The organism is Isoptericola sp. NPDC056578, from assembly GCF_042793275.1.
In the GTDB taxonomy this organism is placed as follows: Bacteria; Actinomycetota; Actinomycetes; order Actinomycetales; family Cellulomonadaceae; genus Isoptericola.
Genome location: NZ_JBHTVC010000046.1, coordinates 17,461 through 36,090 on the forward strand (window position 1 = coordinate 17,461; position 18,630 = coordinate 36,090).

Consider the following 18,630-nt stretch of genomic DNA (forward strand, 5'->3'; position numbering starts at 1 on the left):
CCGCGGGCAGTCGTGTCCAAGCTGCCCGAGTCGGAAACCCTCGATCCGCTAGACGGCGGTATTCACACTTCGCGCACCAGCGCCTTCTGCGCGGCCAGCCGAACTGAACGAGCGGGATGGACATTGCTGAGTTCGGACAACTTCGCCGTGATCGCCTCTCCGAGGTCCACTGAAGCATCGCTGAGTGCGCGGACAACCGAAAGTGGGACTTCAATGCCATCTTCGGCAAGAAGTTCACCAATGCGCTCGCCCGCAAGGGGTGCGAGAGGACTCTCAACCGACGAGAGTTGCGCGAGAACAACTGACGCGCGCGCGCGAACAACTACATCTGAATCGTGACTCATAGGAAGCGCAAGCGCCAACAGTTCGGCGCTCGGGCCTCGCGCACTCAATGTCGCGGCCGTCCATGCGGCTTCGCGCCTCCCTTGGAGGTCCTCCTGCCCGAACAGGCGTGCAATGTGTCCATAAGTGACCGATCGATCGATGAAACCGTTCACACTCAAAAAGCGAAGCGCTGCCGGGTAAGGCACGACGTCGCCGTGAAACTCAAGCCTGGAACTCGATGACTCGAGGATGTCGGCTGCCGAATCGCGGAACGCTCCCGCATGCTCAGTGGGCACCGGAGTTGCGTCGCGCGCCAACCGATCAAACGCCCTGGTTCGGTCGTCCCGCGAGACTCTCGAATCAGTCAGGAACCCTACGAGCTCAGGCCAAAGCGACTCCGCCTGACCGAGCGAGAGTATTGCCGCAAGAACTTCTGCAATTTCCGGCCCACCGACGCTGAAACGGCCATTTGCCGCATCGTCTCGGATCCTCTGAAGGAGGCCCTGAATCTCTTTGGTGCTGACAGGAAGTTCAGGGTCCACGACCTGGCCGCGCAACCTCGCATTGACCCACGAGGTGAGAAGTTCCAAACTATTCTCACCGGCGGGGCGTGTCGTCGATGATTCAGAGAATGACGCAAGAGCTTCCGCGGTAAGAGGAAAATCACTCTCCCGGGCGCTTGCCGCATCTATCCACTCGGTCTTCAGCGTGCCATCGACGCGATCCCAGTCAATTCGACTCAACGATTGGCGGAGCGCCCTGTCTGCAAGTTCAGGATCACGATCGAGGCTCATGAAATCTTTGAGCAGCCGCCGTGCCACTGCCGATTCTCTCTCGGCAGGCCCCGCGAGACTCGCGAGCGCCTTCCATGCCACCTCACGTCTCAACACTGGGAGCTGCCAGTAACCAACGACCTCCGCAGGCCCCTCGTTCTGGTCCAGTGCGTCGCCGATTGCCTCCAGGGCTCTTCGCGCCTCTGGTGCCGAGAGAACATCACTGGCGGCCAGAAGGACCTCGATCTCGACGGTCCTAAGTAGCCGCGGAGCGGTCCGCCTGGTGAGAATTTGACGCGCGTCAATCGCTAGCGCAGTGAGCGGGCCGGCCGCTCGCAGGCGCTCAGCGGCACGCGATACTGCCTTTGCCTCGCCGGAATGCCGAAGTAGGCGAAGAGCGTCCGCTTGTTGTCCGACATCGCCCCCACCTTGAAGCAGGCGCAAGTGGGCCAAGTCTCGCCGCGCGGGATAGACCATGGGCGATCCGACAAGTTCAAGTCCGAGCAAGGCGTTGAATGTGTCGGGCCGAGGCGCAGGTCCTAGGATATATCGGACGCTGTCGCTCTTTCGAGCATACGACTTTTCGACAAAGTCGGAATAGGCATGCACCTGCTCGGCACGCGCGCGAACTTCGGCCGACGATGCAGGACGCCGGACGAGGTCAAATCGCGAGTATAGGTGTTTGGAGGTGGTCGAGTTGTCGCTGGGCTGGAGTCCAGAGGCGGCTCGGAGTAGTGTTTCCTTTATCTCCGATATGGTGCGAGTTGACGTCCAAGACACGCCCGCACTTGTGTCGAATTGAGTGCAATCCTCTGGCTTCAATTCTGAGAGAATTCGGCCGACCTCAATGAGGTCGCCCTCGAATGACAGTCCTGCGTCTCGTGAGCGAAGGGCCCGCTGCTGGAGGAGCGCCGCCCGGACAATTGCCGCGTTGGGACCCCTTGTACGATTGGTCCGTCCGATCTGATCCGTGACTGTCTTTGTTGCCGTGTTAAAGTCGTCAAGTTCTGCGGCCGCGGTACTCAAGAAGATCGTAAAGGCGGCAGCTTTGGCAAGGTCCTTGGGTGGCGCTTCGCGAAGCCGGTTTGACAATTCGGGTACCGCAGCACCAATCTTGTCAGGCTCAATGCAGTTGCGAAGGAGCTGGATGTCATCGGCGACCTCGCTGTTGATTGGTTCGCGATTGGCAGTACGCCACCAGTCGCCTCCTAGGACGAGCCCAGCGAGGTGTGACACACCCGAGTTGTCGTTATCGTCGCTCCTGAAATTTGGGTGTCGCGCAACGTCGCGCGGTTGCAGTACTGCGGCTAGCCAAGCCAGGTTCATCGTCTATTCCCCTCCAAGCGGGAGGTAGGACATCTGGTCCATGTTCACAACTCGGTTCCGCCGTGCAGCGCTCTTACGGGTGACGGCGACGGCTAGAGCGCGAGCCAAGTCTTCGCGGAACTCGTCTACCGATGCTACTGCTTTTACGAAGAGCATCGGCGCGTGTTCTTTACTCGCCAGCCAGTCTTCGATGATGGCGCCGGCTTCGTTGCTCCGGGGGCCGACAGGGTATATGGCTGCCCAATTCGCCGCACCGCTAAGCCGCTTTGCATGAGCGTTGTCCACGCTTTGTTTCGCAGCGTGATGCCTGCTTAGGAACCGCTCAGCGTCGTGCGCCGCAAGAAGAACGTCGATTCTATCTGAGTCCAGTTCATCACCGTTAACAATTTCGATATCATCATTTGATGCAGCGGCGCACTCTTCAAGAAAGATGGTTCCGTAGTCGGAGCCCGAAGGGTCGCTTTGGAGTTCGGCGATAACGATACCCTCGGGAGTCCGATTATTGAGTGGAGCCACTGGCGCGGTGTGCTGGATGTCGCGCGTCCTTTGGGCTCGGACGCTGACGACGTCGCTCACAATCTGGCATATCCACTGAACTAGTTCAGATTGCGAGTGCGATGGTTTGGCGATCTTCGTGTGAGTGGTGCTCAGATGTTTTCGCTGTGAACTGGGTATTCCATGTGCCGCCGAGAATGTTGACACAAACTGGTCGCCACCTGCTATGGCCGCGTATGCCGGGAGTATGTGCGTGCGGTGAGAATGAGCGGTGTTTTGGCGCTCGACGTGGGAGCTGTAGAACTCTTCTGTCTCGACGCTTCGGGGCCCGAAGAGCCTAAGGGGCTCTAGGGTTGGAAGTAGGTGTGCTGTGAGTCCGGACACAAGAGTCGCGCCGGCCCGGGGAGATGCCAGGAAGATGAGCGCCGCGAGAGATTGATTTTCTCGATTTGCTGTGGCGGGTTGGTTCGGCCCGGACAGATTTATCGATTGCAGGAGTATGCGGGCGGCATCTTCGGCGATCTTGCCACCTTGACTATGGCCCACAAGAAATATGGCCTCATAGCTCTTTGCAAGCTCGCGAAAATGCTCGACAAATTGCGGAACCCAATGGTCGTAGTTGCCGCGGGAGCCCCAGAGGAGTCGCAATCCACTCCGATAATCGTATACGGCGATATCGGTCACCGGATCCATGCGATCAAATAGGTAGCCGGGGAGGTTTCCCCACGTCCTATATGCGTGTCCGCCCAGACCGTGAAGCAGGATGATCAGGGTCTTTGCTTCCATACCGGCGTGTGCGTGGAGATTGACGGCGCCTTCTTCGATGGGCATTTGTTCGAATGTCGCTTGCCACATCGGCTTGACCAAGGCGCCTCCTAGTTCCTCTGCGCATCGTAGCGGGTCGAGTCCTTGGCCGTGCGCGGGGCCGCATCGCGGTTCGCCGTGAACCTTCCGAGGTGGGCGCGTGAGGGGTTACCGTGCTGACTCAAGGCGCGGCTCCGCCGCGCGGTCGGCCGTCCGGGCGGGGCCCCGCGCTCCGCTCGCAAGCTCGCTGCGCGCACCCCACCCGGTCCGGCTCTCCCCTGACACGCCGGCGGGCGACCCCGGATCGTCTCGGAACCGCCCTGAGTCCTGACTGTGTGCCTGCTACGGAGCGAACTCGTGGCCTGCCTCGTCGCGGCCACTTGCCATGTCGACCACGGTCTGTCCTGCCGCGTTCTTCTGGACCACCCGCGTCCAGTAGACATCGACCTTGGCTCCGCAACTCGGGCAGTCTTCCGTTGTCGTCCACTCATTGTTCGTCATGGCGCGAGACTAGTGTCGGGATAGAGGGGACGCCCGTGCATGGCCTCCTCGTCTATCCGGGTCAGGTTGCAGCACCACCTCAGTGCCCGGCCCCGCACCGACAGCCGAGCATCCGGCCGACTCCAGCCCGCGTCAAGGGCGCCTGCGGCGTCGCTGCGCGAAGGCCTATGGCCACCGCTGACCCGGACCTCCGCCGACCTCTGTGCTCCGCTATCGGTACGGTGCCTCCGAGTGTCCCAGCCGGTCCCGCCGGCGAGAGGACGCATGTCGGCGACGGACACACAGGCTGGCTTGATGCTTGCGCATCAACCGTCGACAACGGCTGAACTTGGCGGCGCGGGTGGCACTTCAGCCGTCCTGCGCACCCGATCGTGCACGTTGTAGGGTCCCCGCGTGATCACCGCGCAGGAGCACTTTCGAGCCGTCGTTCGGGAACGTCTTGCCCCTGCCCTGCGGTCGATGGGGCTGCGTGGATCGGGTCAGATCTACACGCTTCCGAGTGAGTCCTGTTGGGCGCAGCTCGGGTTGCAGCGCCACAAGTGGAGCGACCGCACAGCTGTGCAATTCACTGCGAATCTGAACGTCGTGAGTCGGAGCGCTTGGGAGCAAGCGCTGGCGTTGTGGCCGGATATCGGAGCCAAACCGACCCCCAACATCTTTACCCCGGTCGCGGATGTCTGCAACGAGCGGATCGGACTTGTTGCCGGCGTCGGTGACTGCTGGTGGCCACTCTCCGCGGATGGCAGGGACGACGATGCGACCTGTCGTGACTTCCTGACGATGGTGGGCGAACACGGGCTGCCGTTCCTGGAGCGTGAGGTCGCCGCGAGGACCTGAATGCCAGCTCGCTCCGCGACCCGACCGGTTCAGTCTCTCGGCATCGCTCAGGCGGTCCGGGGCTGTCTAGAGCCGCCTTTCCTGGCTAGGCCACGAGCGCTACGCGTGGGTACTCGTCACGCGGAGACGCAACCGGGCATCGGCTACCAGGCCGACTGCTCCCGCGAGCGCGACGGCCGCGAGGATCGCTGGTGCCCACGCCGGCATGCCTTCAGTGAAGCGGGTGGACACGCCAGCGACGGCACCGACTCCGCCGCCTGCGACGACGAGAAGTGCCGGCCACCACCACGCCACTCCGGTGTTCCAGAGGATGGGCACGCAGAGCCCCAGGCCGATCACCATGGGGAGCAGACCCGCCAAGGCGCCCTCGACCCCGGTGCCCACGGGGTCCGCGATGGCGTAAGGGCTGCCGTCGACCAGCTCGTCCGTCCACACGTACGCGAACACGTACGCGAACAAGCCCGTGAACAGGGCGACAACGAGCGCAAGGCCAATGCGCGTCCGCAACCACCGAGGACCACGGCTGGATTCTGTCACGAGGAACACCGTAGCCAGGTTGCCCCTGGGCCTGCGGCTAGCGACGACCCTCCCAGTCTCGCCGGAGCAGACCGAACACCCACGAGTCGGAGACGTCGCCGTTGACGACGCAGTCCTCGCGGAGGGTGCCTTCGTGCACGAACCCCAGCTTCTCCAGGACGCGGGCGGACGCAGCGTTGCGGGTGTCGGTCTCGGACTGGACGCGGTTGAGGGGCAGCGTGTCGAAGGCCCACCCCAGCAGGGCTCGCGCTGCCTCGGTCGCGTAGCCGTGGCCCCACATCTGCTCGCCGAGGCAGTAGCCCATCGACGCGCTGCGGAAGTCGGGGTTCCACTCGAACAGGCCGCACCAGCCGACGAAGGCGCCGTCGGACGTGCGGTCGATGGCGACCCGGGCGCCGGTGCCCTCCTCCTCGATCGTCCGGGACATGGCGACGAAGCGGTCGGCGCGGGCCCGGTCGGTCCACGGCGGGGAGTCCCAGTAGCGCAGCACGTGGGCGCTGCTGTGCATCGCGTACAGGGCGTCGGCGTCGTCGTCGGCGACCGGCCGCAGCCGCAGACGGTCGGTGGTCAGCGTGGGGGTGGGCAGCGGCATGCGCCCATCGTGAGCGAAGGCGGTGCGGCCGTCACGGCGAATTCCCCGTCCGACCGCACGACGTCGCGCCGATGATTCCGCCGTCGTCGCACCGTCTGCAGGGTGTCCGTCGACCGAGAGGCGCACCATGAAGCTGCTGCTGACGTCCGCAGGCGTGCGGAACGCGACCATCCGCACCGCGCTGGACGACCTGCTCCCACGACCGGTCGCGGACTGCACGGCCCTCGCCATCCCCACCGCGCTGTACGGGCACCCGTGGGTGGGCCCGGGACGGAACGCCTGGAACTTCATCACCGGCACCACGGACCACATGACCGGCCTCGGCTGGAAGTCGGTCGGCGTGCTCGAGCTGACCGCGCTGCCGAGCATCCCCGAGGAGCGCTGGGTGCCGCTGGTGCGGGAGACCGACGTCCTGCTGGCCGCGGGCGGCGACGCCGGCTACCTCGCGTACTGGATGCGCCGCTCGGGCCTGTCCGACCTGCTGCCCACGCTGGACGACACCGTGTGGGTCGGGATGAGCGGCGGAAGCATGGTGATGACGCCCGCGATCGGGGAGGAGTTCGTCGGCTGGCTGCCGCCCGACGGCGAGGACGCCGCGACGCTCGGTGTCGTCGACTTCTCGATGTTCCCGCACCTCGGCCACCCCGACCTGCCCGACAACACGGAGGCTGCGGCCGAACGGTGGGCGGCGACGCTCGGCGGGCCCGCCTACGCCGTCGACGACGAGACGGCGTTCGTGGTCGCCGACGGCGCCGTCGAGGTCGTGTCCGAGGGGACGTGGCGGAAGCTGGCCTGACCCGCGGGCGCTGTACCTTGGCCTGCGGCGGCCGGGCACCGGCCGGCGTCACCCGGCCCGACGGCCCCCTCAGCAGGAGACCAGCACCGCATGACCACGCACCACGACGGATACCCGGACGAGCAGGGACCGAGTCCGCTCCGCGCAGCAGCGGTGGTCGGCGTCGCGCTCATCCAGGCGGGCCTCGCGGGGCTGTTCGTGACCACGTGGTGGCGCCACGTGCAGAACGTCGTCGAGTCGCCGGAGGTGCTGCCGGCGCTCTTCCGGCTGCTGTCCGCGGTGCTGTTCGTGTGGGTCGTCGTCGCGGAGGTCCGCGGGCTGGTGCGCGGACGGCGGTCGCCGCTGCTGGTGGTCTCGCTCGGTGCGGCCGCCACCGTCGTCGTGCTGCTGCTCGAGGTGCTCACGCCCCGCTGACGGTGCCCCAGGCAGAAAGAACCTGACGGGGCGGCCGGGCACCGGCGATGCTGAGGCGTGCTCCCGACGCTCGCCCCCGACGCCACCGCCGACGACGCCCGCGCCGCCCTCGAGGCCGCCGGCTGGCGGGAGATCGGGACCGGCGACTGGGCGTGGGTGCTCGCGTCCCCGGACGGCACGCTCGCCGCGCGCGTCACGCCGTTCGACCCGGCGTTCAGGTTGTTCGCCGACGCCTGCCTCGCCGGACCGCCGAACCCGTTCCTGGTGCGGGTGGACGACGTCGTCCCGCTCCGCCACCGCGGCTACGTCGTCGTCATGGAGCGGCTCCACCCGGCGGACGAGGCCCGCGCCCGGGATCTCGTCGCGTCCCTCGGCATCACGAGCGCGTCCGACCCGACGTCGCCCGCCGGCGCGAGCGCCGAGCTCGCCGACCACCCCGACGTCGTCGACCTGCGCCGGCGGATGGAGGACCTGCTCGCCGACGGCGCCCGCCGCTATCGGCTGTGGGGCGGCGCGGACATCCGGCCCGGCAACATCCTGCAGACCGCGGACGGCGAGCTCCGGCTCACCGACCCCGTCTTCGTGCACGGCCCCACGGTGTTCGAGTCCATCCGCGACGGCCGGGCGGACCTGCTCGCCGACTTCTCCCGCGCTGACCTCGAGGACTTCCTGCGCATCCCCGCCTTCGTGCCCGGACCGGACACGGACGCGCTGCGTCGCGCGCTCGACGGCCTCGTGCTGAGCGACGCTCAGCGGACGACGTCGTAGACCACGTGCACCGCCGTCGTCGACGGCGTCGCGCTGCGCTGCACCAGGGCGTGGCGGTGGCCGCCCACGAAGAGCGGCGTCCCGTCGCCGAGGACGACGGGGGAGAGGTGCAGGCTCAGGACGTCGAGCAGGCCGGCGTCCAGCGCGGAACCGACGGTCGCGCCGCCGCCCATGAGGACGACGTCCCGGTCTCCGTCGCCGGCTTCCGCCGCCTCACGGGCCTGCGCGACGGCGTCGCGCAGGCCGGTGGTGACGAACGTCCAGAACGCGAGCCGCGTGCGTACGGGCGGGTTGCTCGTGACGACGAAGAACGGAGGCCGGCCGACCTCGCGGGCGCCGTAGCCCACCTCGTCGTTCCAGCCCTGCGGCCCGTCGACGACGTCGAACAGGTTCCGCCCCAGCACGACGGCGCCGCTGCTCGCCGTGGCGGAGCGCAGCTGCTCCCGGTCCACCGGGTCGTCGCTGAACGCCCACGTGTGCAGGGCCTCGCCGCCGTCGCCGAGGCCGTTCTCGGGTCCCGGGTTCGGCCCGGTGACGAACCCGTCCAGCGAGATCGAGATGTCGCCCACCACTCTGGTCATGGATGGCGGACCGCTACGACAGCGCGAACTCATCGCCGGCCCGGGGTCGGCGAGGGAAGGGGCCTTCAGTCGACGATCCCCACGACGGCGAACGGGTCCGGTGCGCAGGACGCGCTCGGGTCGATCTCGCAGAGCGTCTTGGCGCCCTGGAGGTCGACGGAGATCCGCGCCTCGCCGATGGGCATGTCGTCCGGCACTCGGACGGTGGCCTCGGCGGCGCCAGCGTCGTCGGGATCGAGAACCGCGACGCTGGCGGAGTAGTAGCGGCTGCCGAGGTCGTCATTGCCCGTCCCATCCACCCGCGAGCCGATCGAGATCCCGTACCGGGCGCCGCCCGGCAACGTGGACGAGCACTCGGCATGGTGGCCGACACCGCTGACCACGACCGTCAGCTCGTCGCCGGGAGCGGCGCTCGTCGGGTTCACGACCGGGTCCTCGGGGGAGCAGTAGGCAGTGGGGCGGAGCGCATCGGCGAGGCCGCCGCACCCGGCGAGCACTGCTGTCACTGCGACGAGGCAGGTGGCGAGCACGCTCCGACGTCGGCTGGTCCTCGACATGGCACGAACGTAGCGGTCCTCGACCGTCGGTGGGGATGTCGAGGAGGGATCGCGGCGGCAGGGCGTCGTCGCGCCTGGCCGCCGTACGATCCGGGAAGCCCGCCCGAGACACCGGAGTCCAGATGCACCCACGACCGTCGCCGGTCCTCGTCCCCGCACCGCGGTCGTACGACGCCGCCTGGACACGGTGGGGCATGTGGTGGCTCTCGCTCGGCCCGGCACTCGTGGCGTGCTACGCGACGGTGATGGTGCTGACGATCCTGGTGCTGGAGCCGCTGGCGGCGATGCCCGGCATGACCCAGGCGGAGATCTTCGGGGCCCTGGCGGCGGCGGGCTGGACGGTGGCGGGCAACGTCCCGTTCCTGGTGACGTGGGCCGCGCTCGGGGTCGGGCTGTCGGTCGCGGGGTGCGCCGTCGCGCTCCGGCGGCGGGTGGCCCCCGACACCGCGGTGACGTGGCAGCTCGCCGTACTTGCGCTGGGCGCGCCGGCGTACTTCTGGGGCAGCTTCGGCATGGGCATGAACCTCGCCGACACCTTCATGATCACCGGCGGTGACCACTCCGCAGTCCCGCCGGTCCTGTACGCCGTCAGCGGCGGGGCGCTCGTGGCGCTGGTCGTGCTCCAGGTGCCGCGCGTCGTCCGACGGGTGCGGGTGCGGGTGCGGCGCGGCTGACCGCCCTCACCGCTTGGCGAGCAGCCGCGCGATGCGGGCGTGCGTCATGAACGACTGGTTCATGCGCCGATAGGCGTGGAAGTTCAGCACCACGTGGGCGTCCTGGCGCGGGTAGAAGAACAGGTGGGTGGCGAAGTGCCCCAGCCCGCCCACGGGCTCGGGCAGCCCGCGCAGGAAGGGCGGGGTGAACTCACCGAACCGGATCGTGACGGTGCCGGCACCGTAGTGGATGCCGCGCCGCAGGCGGTGCCGGCGCCGGCTCATCCAGGCGAGCGTCGCGGGGGAGACGAGGCGGCCACCGTGCAGGGCGCGCTGGAAGGCCACGAGGTCGGACGGCGGGGCGACGATGCCGCCGCCGGCCCAGTCGAGGCTCATGCTGAGGGCGCGGCTGAGCTCGTGGTCGCCGATCCAGAACGGCGCGACGTCGAGGGCGGCGAGGTCGTCGGGCGTGCCGGCGTCGGTGTACGGGGTGGAGCTGCGCTCCATCCCGGCGGGGGCGAGGACCCGCTCGCGCAGGACGTCGTTGAACCGGCCCCCGGTGACCTCCTCCACGACGCGGCCCAGCAGGACGAAGCCCGGGTCGCCGTAGCAGAACCGCTCGCCCGGACGCCCGACGGCGGGGTGGCCGCGGACCTCGTCGAGCAGCGTCGCGGGCGTCCACCGCCGGTCGGGCCGCCCGGCCGTGACCTCGATCGAGTACGGCGTCTCGCGGAGGCCCGACGGCTCGAAGAGGTCGGGCAGCCCGCTGGTGTGCGTGAGCAGGTGCTCGACGGTGACGTCCGTGCCGAGGTCGACGCCGGGGGCCGCGGGGAGGCCGTCGAGGTCGCTCCCCGGGAGCACCTTCCCCACGGGGGTGTCGAACCCGAGGCGGCCCTGCTCGACGAGCGTCGCGACGAGCGTGGCGGTCATGACCTTGCCGACGCTGGCCGCGTGGAACGGCCGCGACCCGCCGGACTCGAGCTCCAGGCCCGGCGCGACGACGAGCACCTGGGGCGGCGGCATCGACGGGCGCCGTCGGGTGATCCTGTCCAGCGCCGACCTCAGGCGGTCGACCTCGCGTGACGTGCTCATGGCTCCTCCTCCGACATCCCCAACCTGTCTCATAGACATGTCTACTAGACAGGTCTATGAGGGTCAACGGTCTAGGGTCGGACCATGGCGCACGTGATCCTCGGGCTGCTCCTGCTGCGGCCGGCCAGCCTGTACGACCTCGTCAAGCACTTCGAGGCGTCGGTCTCGCTTTTCTACAGCGCCAGCTCGGGCAGCATCCGGCGCGCGCTGGAGACGCTGCTGACCGGCGGGCTCATCGAGGTCGCCGACGTCACGCCCGGCGCGCGCGGCCGCAAGACCTACCGCGTCACCGACGCCGGACGCGCGGACTTCCGTGCCTGGCTGACCGGCCCGGTGACGGGTCCCGACGCGGAGGCCGCCGTCCTGCCGCGCCTGTTCTTCCTCGGTCTGCTCGAGCCGGACGAGCGCGCCGCCGTGCTGCCGCGGCTCACGGCACGGGTCGAGCAGGACGTCGCGCGGCTGGAGGCGCTCGAGCAGCAGCTCGCCGTGCAGGAGGTCCCCGACGAGCTCGGCGAGGTGTTCGCCTTCCAGCGCGCCACCCTCGACTACGGCCTCGCCTCGGGCCGGTTCGCCCGCGACTGGTTCCGCCGCTACGGGCGGGAGCACGACACCGGCACGCCGTGAGCGACAGGTGGTGCGCTTGCTATTGTCGTGCCGCCGGTCAAGCAGTGGCCGGTCCGCTCTGAGCAGTGTCGGAGGCGACTGTGCCCACAGACACCACCGTGACCGGTGAGCCCTCGGGCCTCCGTGCCCCACGCCTGGTGGGCTCCTTCCGTCTCGACCTGTCGTCCGACAGCTGGACCTGGTCGGACGGCGTCTTTCGCCTGCACGGCTTCGAGCCGCACGAGGTGGTGCCCACCACGGACCTCGTCCTCGCCCACACCCACCCGGACGACCGCGACGACGTCCGCGCCGCCCTCAGGACGGCACCCGCGACGGGGGCGTTCTCGAGCGTGCACCGCATCGTGACGGCACGACGTCGCGAGCTCACGGTCGCCGTCGTGGCCAGCGCGGAGGACGACCAGCACCGCGACGAGGCGGCGGGCTACTTCCTCGACCTGACCTCGGACGTCGCGAAGCGGGCCGGCGCGCGGGCCTCCGCCGACATCCGGGCGGCGGCGACGACCCGCGGCGTCATCGAGCAGGCGAAGGGCGTGCTCGCCGTCGTCTACGACGTCGAGATCGACGCCGCCTTCGAGCTGATGAGGTCGGCGTCGAACGACCACAACGTGGCCGTGCGGGACCTGGCGAGCGCCGTCGTCGACGTCGCGCACCGCCGCGACGTCGACCGCCGCGCGATGCTCGACCGCGTGCTGCGCCGCGGCTGATCCGCGGGCGCGATCAGTCCTCGGTCCGGCGCGTCTCGACGGGCCCGGTCTCGTCCGCGAAGCTGAGCCGCCGCGCCACCACGTCCTCGGCGACGTCCTCGAGCGCGCTGCCCCGCCCGAACGCGTGCGCGCGCAGGACGGCGAGGGCGTCGTGCGGCTGCAGCCGCAGCTGCGCGGACACCATGCCCGTGGCCTGGTCCACGCGCGCCCGTGCGGACCAGCCGACCTGGTCGATCTCCCCGAGCACGGCGGTGCCGATGGCGTCCGCGAGGAACTGCGCGTCCTCGACGTCCCGCGCCAGCACCCGCCCCGGGCCGACCACGAGGCCCAGCACCCCGACCGGCTGGCCGCCGACGTGCATGGGGATGCCGAACCACCTGCCGTCGCCGGCGGCCTCGCCGGCGAGCTGCGAGAACACGGGGAACGGGTCGTCGTCCCCGAGGCCGAGGGGCGCGGAGACGATCGTGTCGTGCTCGAACGCCTGCCGCCCAGGACCCTCGCCGAGCACCTCCTGGATGCCTTCGACCCGCGCCGCGACGGCGTCCGTGCTGGTCACGGCAACCGGCTCGCCCGCCAGGGTGGCGAGCGTGAGGCTGCCACCCTGCGCGCCGAGGATCGTGGTGCACGCCCGGCACATCCGCGCCGCGACCGTCGCGTCAGGGTCGAGTCCGGCCAGGGTCCGCGCGAGCAGGCCCAGCAGCTCGGAGGTGTTCACCGATCGCTCCGTCCTGTCGCCTCCCGGCCAGTGTGGCACCGATAGGCGATGCACACGGAGCGCGACGCCGGCTCAGCGGTCGAGGTCGCCGATGACGTCGCCCTCGCCGCCCAGGACGAGGGTCCGCACGATCGCCTCGGCGACCTCCCGCTCGGTGAGCCCCCGGCGGTCCGCCGCCGTGCGCAGCACGGCGCGGGCCTCGTCCTCGGGGCAGTCGTTCGACGCCATGATCGCGCCCACCGCCTGCTCGACCGTCGCCCGGTCGGTCATGGTGCGGTACAGGCCGGCGACGGCGTCCCCGAGGTCGGCGAACTGGAGCTGGAGACGCACGGCGTCCGCCGCGAGCGCGGCGTGCCCCACGGCGGCGTCGACCAGGCCGGCGGGCCAGTCCCCGGGCGTGCGGCTGTACACGTTGATCGCCACGCGCGCGCCGGGGCCCACCTCGGCCGGGACGGCGAGCGCCTGCACGAACCCCTCGGCCTCCGCGGCCGCCTGCCAGGCCTCCCAGCCGGGCACCATGTCGGCGAGCCTCGTGGTCAGCACCGTGCCCCGCCGCATCGCGTCGATGCAGGGCCCGGTGTCGGCGCGCGCCTCGGCCTGGTCGCAGCGGCCCGCGCCGGGCGTGCTGCTTCCGGCGCGCAGCGAGATGCCGTGCTCGCGCAGGCTGATGCTCGCCTCGACGTCGTGGCCGAGCACGGCCGCGGCGCGGATCGCGCACTCGTCGAGGTAGCGGGACAGGGTCATGGGCGTCACGCTACCCGCGCGCCCCGGCCCCGTCCCGCGGGTCTCCTCGACGGTGCCCGTCAGCGGTGCACCTCAGCGGCGACCGACCAGCCGGTCCACCTGGAAGAGCGTCGTCGTGCCGGAGACCTCGTTCGCGACGGCGAGCAGCGGCCGGTGGGTGGGGGAGTCCGACGCGGGAATGAACGCCAGGCCCTCGGGGCCCAGGTCGCCGGCGCCGGCCAGCGCGTCGGCGGGGGTGGCGCCGTCGTCGATCGCGTCCTCGACGGACACCCCGTAGTCGCGGTTCGAGACGTAGGCGACGAACGCGGCCCGCTCGGGCCGCGTGATGTCGTAGACCACGACGCCGCCCGCACGCTCCAGGCCGACGAAGGCGTACGTGCGACCCGACACCTCGCCGATGGTGAGGTTCTCCGGCTCGGGGCCCTTGTCGTCGCTGCGGCCGTCGCCCTTCGTCTCGGTGTGGTTGGTGTTGAACGCGTCGCCGAGCGCGTCGGCGGTGACCCGCTCGAGCTCGTCGCCGGAGTCGAAGACGAGCTCGCCGTCGGTGCTCCAGATCGAGAACGACCGGCCGCCGAAGGCGTACAGCTCCTCGTAGCAGGAGCCGTCGGTGCGCAGGCCGGACGCCGTCGTGACGTTCAGCCGGCCGAGGTCCGCGTCGCCGAGCAGGCCGGCGGCGGGGGAGTCCCCGCACACGGGCGCGAGGCCGTCGTCGCCCAGGTCCTTGACCCGCGCGGGCTCGACGTAGTCGCCCCACTCGCGGGCGTCGCCCTCGTTCGCGGTGACGAGGTAGGTCTGGCCGCGGGAGGAGTACGACGCGATCCCGTCGGGCATGTACAGCCCCCGGACGGGCACCTCGCGGACGGCGGCCCCGCCGTCCTTGTCCGAGGGGTCGATGCCCTGCCCGGGCACGGAGTGGTCCTTGCTGCCGAGCGACCACAGGTCGGTGGTGCGGGCGCTGCGCAGGTCGACCTCGGCGACGGCGTTCGCCTCCTGGAGAGCGACGTACGCGGTGCGGGAGTCCTTCGACACCGTCACGTACTCGGGCTCGAGGTTGCGCGACACACGGTGCTCCAGCGACCCGTCCGGGCCGGCGACGTCCGGTCCGAAGACGCGGACGCCGTCGGGCAGCCGGTCGCCCTCGAAGGCGTGGAACGTCGCGGTGCGGACCGCGGCCTGGCGCACGGCCGGGGCCTTCCGCCCCGAGACGCGGTCGGGGAGCGCGACGACGGACACGGTGCCCTCGGGGTCCACGCCGAAGTCGTCCGCCGGCTCGCCCTCGTTCGCGACGACGGCGCTGCGGCCGTCGGGCGTGATCGTCACCATGTCGGGCAGGGCGCCCACTCGCCACGCGCCGATCGCCTCGCCGGCGCCGGCGGCGTCGAACAGCACCAGCCAGCCGTCGGAGACCTTGTCGGGCGACTCCACCGCGACGACGCCGAGCCCGTCCGGGCGCACGGCGACCGAGTTCGCGACCGCGCCGTCGGGCACGGTCGAGCCGTCCGCGGCGCGCACCCCGGTCGTCTCGAGCGCGAAGAGCCTGCGGGGCGACGACGGGCGCCCGACGTCGAGCACGGTCACCTCGCCCGCCTGCGCGTTCACGGAGAACAGGCGCTCCGAGCGGGCGTGGTAGGCGACGATCTCCGCCGCGGACTCGTCGAACACGCCCGTGGCGTACGAGCCGAGGGGCGTGAGGGCGACGCGGGCGTCGTCGGCCGACAGCGCGACCGGGTCGGCGACGACGCCGGCGCCCGGCGTCACGTCGCGGTGGGCCGACGCGGTGAGCGCGACGGGCACGGTCAGCGTGACGGCGAGGGCGGTGGCGCAGCCGGCGACGACGGCGCGTCGCGGGGTGCGGGGGAACAGGGTGCGGGGGAGCGGTGTGCGCAAGGGGTCCTCCGGGGCCGGGGCGCGCGCCGAGCGCGCCGTCGGGGTGACCGTAGGGAGGACGGATGGCGGCCCGGGGGGCTCGGGGTGAACGGGCGCCGACCCGTCGGTGAACGACGGCCTCGCGGGCCGCTCAGGCGGGTGTGCCGGTGTCCGTGCGCACGCCGTCGCGGCCGAGCTGCACGATGCGCCACACCGCGCCGGCGAGCAGCACCACGAGTGCCAGGTTCCGCAGCGCCTCGACGACCACCATCGCGGGCTGCCCGCCGAGGAACTCGCCGTACGCCACCGGGTAGACGATCTGCGTGCCGAGCGCGGCCAGCAGCACCCCGACGGCGGGCGGCCCCCACAGCCGCCGCGTGCCGGGGCCGGCCAGGGCGACCGCGGCGGCCAGCGGCGGCCCGATCCACGCCACGAACTGCGGCGAGCCCACCTTGTTGAACACGATGAGCGACAGGAGCAGGGCGGCGGTGCTGAGCAGCAGGACGTCGCCGGCGTGGTCGGGACGGCGGCGCGCCGTCCACCACGTGAGCGCGGCGATCAGCAGCACCGCGACCGGCAGCAGCCAGTCGAGCAGGGTCGCGACCTGCCGGGCGGTGTCGCCCTGCACCTCGTAGGTGAAGATCACGTCGTTGTAGTCGATCCGCACCGACGGGTCCCACAGTCGCGCCACGCTGAACCAGGTCGCGAACACCGACTCCGCCTGCAGCGTGCGCGCCTCCTGCTGGCCGAACACGCTGAACGCGCGCTGCCCCGCGCCGCCCGCCAGGGCCAGCCCCACCACCACGAGGCTGACCGCCGCGCCCGGCACCACGACCTGCCGCAGCACGTCGCGCCAGCGGGCGCGGGTCGCGGCCAGCGCCACGACCACGGCACCCGGCGCGATCTTGATCCATGCGCCCGCCGTGGCGACGGCGGTCGCGAGCGTCGGGCGGCGTGCCGCGACCGCGAGGGAGATCAGGATGAGCGGCGCGACGACGCCGTCCAGCCGGCCCAGGAAGATCGGCCCGAGGGCGAGCAGGAAGGCGAGCCACCACCAGGCTCCGAGCACGCCGCGCGGCGCGGACCGCACCAGCACCACCGTGGCCACGGCGTTCAGGGCCACGACCATCGCCGTCCAGACGATCTCGTAGCCCAGCAGGCCGTCGGTCACGAGCGCGGGCAGCGTGACCGGGACGAGCGCCCCCGCGGGGTACACCCAGTCGTAGTCGAGGACCGGCCACTGCCCGGTGTCCAGCCCGTGGCGGGCCCACCACTCGTAGAGCGTGACGTCGCCGTAGATCGTGTAGCCCCAGGTGATGGCCTGCCCGACCACCCAGGCGTGCACGGCGACGAAGCCGAGCGCCAGCAGCCACCGGGACCTCAGCACGGCGCCGAGGGGACCGGGGGCGTTCCGCGCGGCGGAGGTCTGCGTGGATGGCACGCCCGACATGGTGACAGACCAGGCTCACCGCCGCCCCGGAGCCTCCACGGGGATGCGCGATGCGGGTATGGACGTCTAAGGTTTCGGATAGCCGAAATTTCTCGATCCCCCCGGAGGACCGCATGAGCCGACCGACCCTCGACCGACCCGCCCGGGGGGTGCGTCATGCGCGCCTGGTGACCCTGCTCGGGCCGGCGTTCGTCGCGGCCATCGCCTACGTCGACCCGGGGAACGTCGCCGCCAACCTCACGGCGGGGGCGCGGTTCGGGTACCTGCTGGTGTGGGTGCTGGTCGTCGCCAACGTGATGGCCGTGCTGGTGCAGTACCTGTCCGCCAAGCTCGGGGTGGTCACCGGGCGGTCGCTGCCCGAGGTGCTGGGCGAGCGGCTCTCCCGGCGCGGCCGGATCGCCTACTGGGCGCAGGCGGAGGTGGTCGCGATGGCCACCGACGTCGCCGAGGTGATCGGCGGCGCCATCGCCCTGCACCTGCTGTTCGGGGTGCCGCTCGTGCTCGGTGGGATCATCACCGGCGTCGTGTCGATGCTGGTGCTCGCCGTGCAGCAGCGCCGCGGCCAGCGCGTCTTCGAGACGGTCGTGACGTCGATGCTCGGGGTCCTCACCGTCGGGTTCTGCGCCGGTCTGTTCTTCTCGCCGCCGGACCTGGGCGCGGTGCTCGGGGGGCTCGTGCCGCGCCTCGACGGCCCGGAGTCGGTGCTGCTCGCCGCGTCGATGCTCGGCGCCACGGTCATGCCGCACGCGATCTACCTGCACTCCTCGCTCGCCCGCGACCGCGTGCGCCACGACGCCCGGGTCGAGCGTCGCCACGCCCTGGCCGCAGGAGCCGAGGGGCGCGACGACGTGGTGGCGGAGGACGACGTCGCCGTGCCGGGTCCGCCGTCGCCGCCGGTGATCCGTCGCCTGCTCACCGCCACGCGGTGGGACGTCGTCGCCGCGCTGGTGCTGGCGGGCAGCGTGAACATCGCGATGCTCCTGCTCGCGGCCGCCAACCTGCCCGGCCGCACCGGCACCGACTCGATCGAGGGCGCGCACGCCGCGATCGAGTCGTCGCTCGGGCCCGCCGTCGCCGTGCTGTTCGGCGTGGGGCTGCTGGCGTCCGGGCTGGCGTCGACGTCGGTGGGTGCCTACGCCGGCGCCGAGATCATGTCGGGCCTGCTGCACGTGCGCGTCTCGCTGCTCGCGCGGCGGCTGGTCACCCTGGTGCCCGCGATCGTGCTGCTCGCGACGGGGGTGTCGCCCACGTGGCTGCTGGTCGTGAGCCAGGTGGTGCTGAGCTTCGGCATCCCGTTCGCGATGGTCCCGCTGGTGCGGATCACGCGCGACGCCGGCCTGCTCGGCGGCTTCCGCAACGGCCTCGCCACCCAGCTCGCGGCGTGGGCGGTGGCCGCCGTCATCGTGGCGCTGAACGTCGCGCTGCTCTGGCTGACGTTCACCGGCTGACGCCGACGGCGACGGGCGGGCCTGCGGCC

General features: G+C 70.6%; 20 protein-coding genes. 8 read left to right on the forward strand and 12 right to left on the reverse strand.

Translation table 11 applies throughout. The annotated features are described in order from the left end of the window. Positions 1 to 62: 62 nt before the first annotated feature. From ACFQ80_RS16490 to ACFQ80_RS16500, 3 genes are all read right to left on the reverse strand, one after another. Positions 63 to 1,145, reverse strand: a complete 1,083-nt coding sequence (locus ACFQ80_RS16490) for a hypothetical protein (protein WP_430564385.1) — start codon at positions 1,143 to 1,145, stop codon at positions 63 to 65. A 1,281-nt stretch (positions 1,146 to 2,426) separates the two neighbouring features. Continuing rightward, positions 2,427 to 3,749, reverse strand: a complete 1,323-nt coding sequence (locus ACFQ80_RS16495) for an alpha/beta hydrolase (RefSeq protein ID WP_430564386.1) — start codon at positions 3,747 to 3,749, stop codon at positions 2,427 to 2,429. A 315-nt stretch (positions 3,750 to 4,064) separates the two neighbouring features. Next, positions 4,065 to 4,223, reverse strand: coding sequence for a hypothetical protein (locus tag ACFQ80_RS16500; protein ID WP_430564387.1), 159 nt, complete (start codon positions 4,221 to 4,223; stop codon positions 4,065 to 4,067). A gap of 393 nt (positions 4,224 to 4,616) precedes the next feature. On the opposite strand from ACFQ80_RS16500, the gene ACFQ80_RS16505 reads away from it, so the two are divergent. Continuing rightward, on the forward strand, positions 4,617 to 5,060 hold the full coding sequence (locus ACFQ80_RS16505; protein WP_430564388.1) for a DUF4304 domain-containing protein: 444 nt from the start codon (positions 4,617 to 4,619) through the stop codon (positions 5,058 to 5,060). A gap of 99 nt (positions 5,061 to 5,159) precedes the next feature. Here ACFQ80_RS16505 and ACFQ80_RS16510 read toward each other — a convergent pair whose 3' ends face one another. After that, entirely contained in the window at positions 5,160 to 5,597 is a 438-nt protein-coding gene (locus ACFQ80_RS16510; RefSeq protein ID WP_430564389.1) for a hypothetical protein, read from the reverse strand. Between the two features lie 37 nt (positions 5,598 to 5,634). Then, positions 5,635 to 6,189 carry a GNAT family N-acetyltransferase gene (locus ACFQ80_RS16515; RefSeq protein ID WP_430564390.1) on the reverse strand — a complete coding sequence of 185 codons (555 nt, stop codon included), beginning with the start codon at positions 6,187 to 6,189 and terminating at the stop codon, positions 5,635 to 5,637. A 127-nt stretch (positions 6,190 to 6,316) separates the two neighbouring features. On the opposite strand from ACFQ80_RS16515, the gene ACFQ80_RS16520 reads away from it, so the two are divergent. From ACFQ80_RS16520 to ACFQ80_RS16530, 3 genes are all read left to right on the forward strand, one after another. Further along, positions 6,317 to 6,985, forward strand: a complete 669-nt coding sequence (locus ACFQ80_RS16520) for a Type 1 glutamine amidotransferase-like domain-containing protein (protein ID WP_430564391.1) — start codon at positions 6,317 to 6,319, stop codon at positions 6,983 to 6,985. A gap of 90 nt (positions 6,986 to 7,075) precedes the next feature. Then, complete coding sequence (locus tag ACFQ80_RS16525; protein ID WP_430564392.1) at positions 7,076 to 7,399, forward strand: hypothetical protein; 324 nt, start codon at positions 7,076 to 7,078, stop codon at positions 7,397 to 7,399. 57 nt (positions 7,400 to 7,456) lie between these two features. Beyond that, positions 7,457 to 8,167: a hypothetical protein gene (locus ACFQ80_RS16530; protein ID WP_430564393.1), complete on the forward strand. Its 711-nt coding sequence runs from the start codon at positions 7,457 to 7,459 to the stop codon at positions 8,165 to 8,167. Here ACFQ80_RS16530 and ACFQ80_RS16535 read toward each other — a convergent pair. Next, complete coding sequence (locus ACFQ80_RS16535) at positions 8,149 to 8,748, reverse strand: dihydrofolate reductase family protein (RefSeq protein WP_430551366.1); 600 nt, start codon at positions 8,746 to 8,748, stop codon at positions 8,149 to 8,151. The genes ACFQ80_RS16530 and ACFQ80_RS16535 overlap by 19 nt on opposite strands. Positions 8,749 to 8,813: 65 nt before the next feature. Further along, a complete protein-coding gene (locus ACFQ80_RS16540; RefSeq protein ID WP_430551365.1) occupies positions 8,814 to 9,305 on the reverse strand; it encodes a hypothetical protein in 492 nt (163 codons plus the stop codon). Positions 9,306 to 9,427: 122 nt separating this feature from the next. On the opposite strand from ACFQ80_RS16540, the gene ACFQ80_RS16545 reads away from it, so the two are divergent. After that, complete coding sequence (locus tag ACFQ80_RS16545; RefSeq protein ID WP_430564394.1) at positions 9,428 to 9,979, forward strand: hypothetical protein; 552 nt, start codon at positions 9,428 to 9,430, stop codon at positions 9,977 to 9,979. A 6-nt stretch (positions 9,980 to 9,985) separates the two neighbouring features. Here ACFQ80_RS16545 and ACFQ80_RS16550 read toward each other — a convergent pair whose 3' ends face one another. Next, positions 9,986 to 11,050, reverse strand: coding sequence for a serine hydrolase domain-containing protein (locus ACFQ80_RS16550; protein ID WP_430564395.1), 1,065 nt, complete (start codon positions 11,048 to 11,050; stop codon positions 9,986 to 9,988). A gap of 84 nt (positions 11,051 to 11,134) precedes the next feature. Here ACFQ80_RS16550 and ACFQ80_RS16555 point away from each other — a divergent pair, with 84 nt between their 5' ends. Continuing rightward, positions 11,135 to 11,674: a PadR family transcriptional regulator gene (locus ACFQ80_RS16555; protein WP_430564396.1), complete on the forward strand. Its 540-nt coding sequence runs from the start codon at positions 11,135 to 11,137 to the stop codon at positions 11,672 to 11,674. Positions 11,675 to 11,754: 80 nt separating this feature from the next. Continuing rightward, positions 11,755 to 12,378 (forward strand): PAS and ANTAR domain-containing protein, encoded by a 624-nt coding sequence (locus tag ACFQ80_RS16560; protein WP_430564397.1) that lies wholly within the window; start codon positions 11,755 to 11,757, stop codon positions 12,376 to 12,378. A gap of 13 nt (positions 12,379 to 12,391) precedes the next feature. Here ACFQ80_RS16560 and ACFQ80_RS16565 read toward each other — a convergent pair whose 3' ends face one another. The 4 genes from ACFQ80_RS16565 to ACFQ80_RS16580 form a co-directional block, all read right to left on the reverse strand. Then, positions 12,392 to 13,093 carry an ANTAR domain-containing protein gene (locus tag ACFQ80_RS16565; RefSeq protein ID WP_430551360.1) on the reverse strand — a complete coding sequence of 234 codons (702 nt, stop codon included), beginning with the start codon at positions 13,091 to 13,093 and terminating at the stop codon, positions 12,392 to 12,394. Positions 13,094 to 13,165: 72 nt separating this feature from the next. Next, positions 13,166 to 13,837 (reverse strand): ANTAR domain-containing protein, encoded by a 672-nt coding sequence (locus ACFQ80_RS16570; RefSeq protein WP_430564398.1) that lies wholly within the window; start codon positions 13,835 to 13,837, stop codon positions 13,166 to 13,168. 72 nt (positions 13,838 to 13,909) lie between these two features. Next, a complete protein-coding gene (locus tag ACFQ80_RS16575; protein ID WP_430564399.1) occupies positions 13,910 to 15,724 on the reverse strand; it encodes a choice-of-anchor I family protein in 1,815 nt (604 codons plus the stop codon). A gap of 130 nt (positions 15,725 to 15,854) precedes the next feature. Next, on the reverse strand, positions 15,855 to 17,153 hold the full coding sequence (locus tag ACFQ80_RS16580) for a glycosyltransferase 87 family protein (protein ID WP_430564400.1): 1,299 nt from the start codon (positions 17,151 to 17,153) through the stop codon (positions 15,855 to 15,857). 113 nt (positions 17,154 to 17,266) lie between these two features. Between ACFQ80_RS16580 and ACFQ80_RS16585 the strand changes: the two genes are divergently transcribed. Then, a complete protein-coding gene (locus ACFQ80_RS16585) occupies positions 17,267 to 18,601 on the forward strand; it encodes an Nramp family divalent metal transporter (RefSeq protein WP_430564401.1) in 1,335 nt (444 codons plus the stop codon). Positions 18,602 to 18,630: the final 29 nt, after the last annotated feature.